The sequence below is a fragment of the Alphaproteobacteria bacterium genome (assembly GCA_019695395.1).
Classification (GTDB): Bacteria; Pseudomonadota; Alphaproteobacteria; order JAEUKQ01; family JAIBAD01; genus JAIBAD01.
The window spans coordinates 48,151-54,613 of sequence record JAIBAD010000006.1 but is presented as its reverse complement, the minus strand read 5'-3'; the positions used below and the strand labels follow the sequence as shown (position 1 = coordinate 54,613).

General features: G+C 32.8%; 5 protein-coding genes. 1 reads left to right on the top strand and 4 read right to left on the bottom strand.

Annotation, left to right across the window (positions count from 1 at the left end):
* Positions 1–249 precede the first annotated feature (249 nt).
* A complete protein-coding gene (locus tag K1X44_02070; GenBank protein MBX7146076.1) occupies positions 250–1,113 on the top strand; it encodes a universal stress protein in 864 nt (287 codons plus the stop codon).
* A 17-nt stretch (positions 1,114–1,130) separates the two neighbouring features.
* On the opposite strand, the gene K1X44_02065 is transcribed toward K1X44_02070, so the two are convergent.
* From K1X44_02065 to K1X44_02050, 4 genes are all read right to left on the bottom strand, one after another.
* Positions 1,131–1,877, bottom strand: coding sequence for a Crp/Fnr family transcriptional regulator (locus K1X44_02065; GenBank protein ID MBX7146075.1), 747 nt, complete (start codon positions 1,875–1,877; stop codon positions 1,131–1,133).
* Between the two features lie 75 nt (positions 1,878–1,952).
* Positions 1,953–4,628: an HAD-IC family P-type ATPase gene (locus K1X44_02060; GenBank protein MBX7146074.1), complete on the bottom strand. Its 2,676-nt coding sequence runs from the start codon at positions 4,626–4,628 to the stop codon at positions 1,953–1,955.
* Complete coding sequence (locus K1X44_02055; GenBank protein ID MBX7146073.1) at positions 4,612–5,610, bottom strand: acetate kinase; 999 nt, start codon at positions 5,608–5,610, stop codon at positions 4,612–4,614. Before K1X44_02055 ends, K1X44_02060 begins: the two co-directional genes overlap by 17 nt.
* Before the next feature lie 162 nt (positions 5,611–5,772).
* The gene (locus K1X44_02050; protein ID MBX7146072.1) at positions 5,773–6,258 is read right to left on the bottom strand and encodes a two pore domain potassium channel family protein; all 486 of its coding nucleotides are present in this window, start codon (positions 6,256–6,258) and stop codon (positions 5,773–5,775) included.
* Between the last annotated feature and the right edge of the window lie 205 nt (positions 6,259–6,463).

Here is a 6,463-nt window from a genome sequence, read left to right as displayed (position 1 = left end):
AGCCATTTATTGATTTTTTATTTAAATAATAGCGATTCCTCAAGAAAATTAGATAATTTTAAGAATTATTACTATTTCGACGCAATAAAGAATAAATCAGACGCGATAACCTTATTTTTGTTAAAGATAATTAATTATACCAAACACAAAAATTTTTAGGAATAAAATAAAACGATTTTTTAATTGATTTAAATCAAACCTTTTATATCCCTTTTCATTTTATAGTTATAAAATGAAAGGGACATCGTTATGACAATAAAATCAATTCTTTGTATTTTTAATGGTTCACAGGATGAACTAAATGCGCTTAATACAGCATACGTTTTAGGTAAAACTTATGGGGCTGAGATCCGCGTCCTTCATATTTCTCCTGATCCTGCTTCTTTTGCTAGTACTTATAGTGAAGGAATTATTCTTAATAGCCCATTTATCAAATCAATTGAAAAAGAAAATACGGAACATATGCATAAAGCAAAACAATATGTTTCTTCTTTTGCTGTCAAGCATAATTTACCTTTTGATAAAAAAGAAATACCCATGCATCATGCATCTATTCGCTTTCAACATTTGATAGGCATGGGAGATTTTATAGTTGCACATGAAGGTCGTTTGAGTGATCTAATTGTTATTGGACATAAATCTGCCTCACTATATGATTTACTTAGTCCAGCTTTATTTGATACTGGACGTCCTGTATTTATATTACCTGCTGAGCCTCATAACTTAACTAATGAATTTAAAGATAAAATTGTAGCTTTTGCTTGGAATGGTAGCTTACAAGCAGCACGTGCTATTTATAATGCCTTACCTTTATTACATCGTGTTGAAAAATTTTATATTATTAAAGTAGAAAAACGAAATTCCGAACTTAGTGATGAAACTAATCTCATGTCTTATTTAAAGACCCATGGCATATCTACCGAAAGTATTTTGATTCCTGCAGGGAAATATCAAAATACGGGTGAGGCTATCGCAACAAAGACTAAAGAACTTAATGCTGATTTATTAATAATGGGCGCTTATGGACATAGTGTGTTTAGGGAAATGATATTAGGGGGTGTAACACAATATATGTTAAAAAATATTCAACTCCCTATATTGCTCTCACATTAATACAAACTATTTATAAGTTATTGAGTGGCTGTTTTCTTATTTATAGAATGATGTGTCTCACATTCTTCTGAAATAGAACAAAAATTACAAACGTATTTTTCAATACGCTTAAGATCCGTAATTGTCACTCGATTTCCATTAATACTAATCCCATGTTCCTTAAGTTTATTTAGAGTGCGTGAAAAAGTTTCAAGTTCCATACCAAGACGTGAAGCAATTAATGTTTTGCTATAAGGCAAATCAAAACCTTCGGGATTAAAACCATATAAAATACATAGCCGTTGCATAAAACAAGCTACCAATTGAGCAGCAGACATTGTTGCTTGATGTTCAGCCTCTACTTCTGCCATATGCGCATGATTGGCAATCAGCGATAATAAATTAAGTGCAAAAGTACTATGTTTTTTAGCTGTATTTTTTAACCATAAGGCCGGAAACTCCATTATTGCTGAATCTTCAACTACTTGTGCATTTACACGATGATTTTGGCAAGAATCCATAATTTCATCTTCACACATAGTTTGGCCCGATTTTATAATTGCAATTGTTTTTTCATGCCCATCAATATTTGTACGAAAAAGTTGAATAGTTCCATTAATTATAAAATAAAAGTATGAAACCGGATCACCTTGCGTAAAAAGCATCTCATTTCGTGCAATTTGACGAATATGAGCACATTGAATTAATTCATTTTTTTCAAATTCAGTAAGACCTAAAAATAAAGGAAAGCTATGAATATTATCAGATGGTAGCATAACAGACATAATGTACCTCTAACTAAATTAAAATAAACTCAAAAATTATTGTAACATCATCAATATTGTTTCACAATGATTGTGTTAAATTTTTGATGGATTATTACATTTACTTGCAACTAAAATAAGCAAGCGTTCAATCCATAGCCAGATAAATATTATTCCAGAAATCATAATTACTTTAAACCATTCCAACCCATTCATTGATTTAGTAGAAAAAATATTTTGCATCCACGGGATATAGTTAAATGCCAACTGACATAATAATACACCACCCGTAGCAAATATAGCTGGGGTCAAATTAGAGTTTTGTTTTTGCAAAAAAAACATTCCCCATAGATAATAAATTTGAAAAAAAACTAATCCATTAATAGCAACAGTACGTGCTAAATCTGTATCTTTAATCTGCATTTCAAAGAAAAATATACCAATAGTTCCACCTGTAATCAAAAAAATATGCCATAACATTAATCCAATCGCTGATTTAGAGAATAATGGCGCTCCAATTGGTACTGGCGCATCGCGCATATTAGAAGAATTACTTCTCACAAACGAAAAAGTAAGCGACAGCATAACTGCTGTTACCATATTTACCCATAATATTTGTAAGGGCATTATAGGCAAAATCCATCCTGCAAATACAGAAACCAATAAAGTTAATCCTTCTGCACCATCTGTTACAAGCATAAATTGAATAGTATGTTTGATATTTTTATAGATATTACGACCCTCTTCAATTGCATGTACAATACTGGTAAAATTATTATCTGCTAATATCAAGTCTGATACTTCTTTTGCGACTTCTGTTCCTTGTCTTCCCATAGCGATTCCTATATTTGCAGCTTTAAGAGCTGGTGCATCATTTACACCATCACCAGTCATTGCTACCACAGCGCCACCCTCTTGTAGAAGCTTCACTAACCGTAGTTTATGTTCTGGCAACATACGTGCATAAACATGTATATTTTTTACTACTTGAATCAAAACTTCATTTGATAGTTTTTCTATATCAGAACCAACAATGACTTGTTTGCTATTTGGGATATCTAACATTTCAGCTATTGCGGATGCAGTAAGCATATGATCACCCGTAATCATCTTCACTTCAATACCAGCATTTAAACATGAAGCAATAGCATTACGCGCTTCCTCACGGGGTGTATCCATAATGCCAAGTAACCCCAATAGAGTCATCTTCTCTTGGATATCTTTATGTTGTAAAATATTATGCTCTTTAGAAGTATGACGGTGTGCAATAGCTAATACACGTTTACCATTCTTTGCCAAATTATTTATTTCTGTTTCCCAATAACTAAAATCCAGTTCTTCTTCATTACCATCAGCTCCTTGTTGACTATTACACATAGCTAAAATTTGTTCTGGGGCACCTTTAATATAAATAACACCTATTCCATTAATATTATGATGCAGAGTAGCCATATAACGAGCTTCAGCTGAAAAAGGAATAACATCTATTCGGGGCCATATTTTATGTAATTTTTCAGCCTCTTGTCCTACTTTTTGCGCAAACGCCATAATCGCACCTTCTGTAGGATCACCATTTAATTCCCATGTATCTTTTTTAAATTTAATAGTAGCATCATTATTTAAAAGTGCCGCGTAACTAATATCTTTTATTGTAGGATATTCGTCAAATTTAATTTCTTTGTTTTCAAATAAAATTTTACCCTTTGGTGTATAACCAATACCGGTAACATAAAAAATATGCTGAGCTGTAACAATATCAGTTACTACCAACTCATTCCTAGTAAGCGTACCAGTCTTATCCGTGCAAATTACGTTAACACTACCCAATGCTTCAATTATTGGTAAGCGCCGCACAATAGCGTTTCGTTTTGCCATAGCACGCATACCAAATGCCATAGTAATACTAATAGTAGCAGGCAACCCTTCTGGAATTACTGATACTATAATACTGGTGATAATCATGAACATCTCATTTATGGGCAAGTTGCGTATCATTAAACCATAAATAAATACACCTAAAGCCACTAACAAAATAAAAGCCGCTAACCAATATGAAAAGCGGTTAAGTTTTATAATTAAGGGGGTTTGCATTTCATCAATTTTAATCAAATTGCTAATACGCCCAACTTCTGTATGAACCCCTGTTGCAACTACTAAGCCTTTAGCTTGGCCTGTTGTTATAAAAGTGCCACTATAGGCCATACAAGAACGCTCAGAAAGAATAGTGTCTTGGTTTACTGGCTGAGTTGTTTTTTTGATATCTAACGACTCACCTGTTAAAATTGATTCTTGTGTGCGCAAATTGTGAGCCATAATTAAACGTAAATCTGCAGGTACCTTATCACCCGCAGTTATTATTACTATATCACCAGGCACTAATTGAGCAGCGGGAAGAACATGCGTTTGTCCATCACGCAGCACAGTAGCATTTGCAATAAGTAAATCTCGAACAGCCCTTAACGCTTTCTCGGCTTTGCTTTCTTGAATAAAACCAATACATGCATTAATAAATACAACACATAAAATTACCGCCATATCCGTCCAGTGCTGGATCAAAGCTGTAATTAATGCAGATAGTAACAAAATATAAATCAAAATATTATGAAATTGCCGCAGATAAAGCCGAATAGAAGATAGAGGCGGTATAATTTGTATTATATTTTCTCCATGAATCTTAAGCCGCTTCTCAGCTTCGACCATAGAAAGTCCATTCTCTGTCGTACCAAGTTGTTTAAGTATTATGTCAGATGAAAGATTATGCCAAAAAGGCATAACATGAACTCGCAATTACTGATTCTTCATCAGCAGGTATAACATAAATTAGGAAATTGCTCACCCAGCCTAATAATGTGCTAATACGTTCACGTATAGGTGCAGCATTTTCACCAATGCCCCCTGTAAAAACTATGCTATCAATGCCACCAAGTGCAGGCAAAAGTGATACAATTTGCTTCGCGGCAAGATAACAATAAAGCTCAACAGCTCGTTTTGCTTCTGGCTTATCACTAGCTAACAATATTTTCATATCCCCGCTTATACCGGAAACTCCTTGCAGGCCAGATTCCAAGTAAAGCAAGCGATCTATTTCCTGAGGTTTCATTTCTAATTCTTTTTCTAAATAAATTACAACGCCGGAATCAAGAGCACCACTACATGTGGACATCATTAATCCGTCTAATGTAGAAAATCCCATAGTTATTGCAATACTTCTTAAATTTTTCATAGCACATGCTGAAGCGCTACTACCTAAATGAACAGCAATAGTTTTTTCATAAATTCTGGAGAATTTTGGTAATACATTCGCAATATATTGGTAGGAAAGTCCATGAGATCCATAACGTTGAATTCCTTGCTTATAATACCAATAGGGAAGTGGTAGAAGACGCTCTATTTCTGGGATCGTATGATGGAACGCTGTATCAAAACAAACAATTTGTTTTATATCAGAATAAAATTTCTGTATTTCTTTAATTAACATTATAGCTGATAATTGATGAAGCGGGGCAAGCGGCACATATCTTCTTAATTTTTCAAGAATAATATCATCTATTTTTATAGGATGCATAAACTCTGGCCCACCATGTATCATGCGATGACCAATAGCAACAATGTTTGACTTATCAATAGAATGAAGCCATTTAATTACTTCTTTAATGTTATGAACTTTAAACCTTTCGCACTTATGCGTTTCGGTATCAAATTTTGAAAGCTTAATATTGGAGGATCCCACATTACATGTAATAATTACACTCATATTCTATTCTTTCTTACCAAAAATAATGCAGGCAGTTAATATATAAAATTTAATACAATATTAAAAACATTAACTGAGAACAAATTAAATATCATATTCCATCAAATAAAGCGGAGAACCTCCGATTTTAATTCACCATAGTTTATTGATAAACACAGGCAATCAGTGTCGAAGATTTTTATCTTTCCCAATGTGATTAGAATTTGACCAAAATTTCTCCATAGCCAAATAAGTAAATGAAATTGTCCAACCGATCATAACCAACCCATTTAAAACTTCTGCACCTGCCAACATACGTAAATCTTTATCTGGTACAATATCTCCAAAACCAAGCGAAGCATAAGTAGAAGCTGAAAAATAAAGTCTTTCAACAAAGCTTTCATAGCTTATTATCGCTGGACTAACACTACCTGTTAAATGTCCAAAAGTGGTATAATTTTCTATCAAAAAATAAATCCCTGCATAAATCCAAATGCTAATAATATGTACCAAAAAAATTGGTCCTATAATTAGCAATACACGCAAACGCCGCCGGATAGTTAAATGAGGCAATATATTCCAAACATACTTAAGTACTGCATATGTAATTAAACTGGTCGTTGCGATAACTATTGCACTTAAAAATAAAATAGCAAAGAAGCTAAACATCTTATTGTACTTTCTTTAATTAAGAAAAATTTTATTAATAAATTGCCATAATTTTATCCGTCTCCTGATATCCTTATCTATATTAAGATATTTTTTTTAAGAAACGCATTAATAAGTAATTAATACATCAATTTTAATTATCATTATGCCAACGTTTTTTTTAAAAAAATTAAAGAAAAGCCGTAAATACGGCTTTTCTTATATT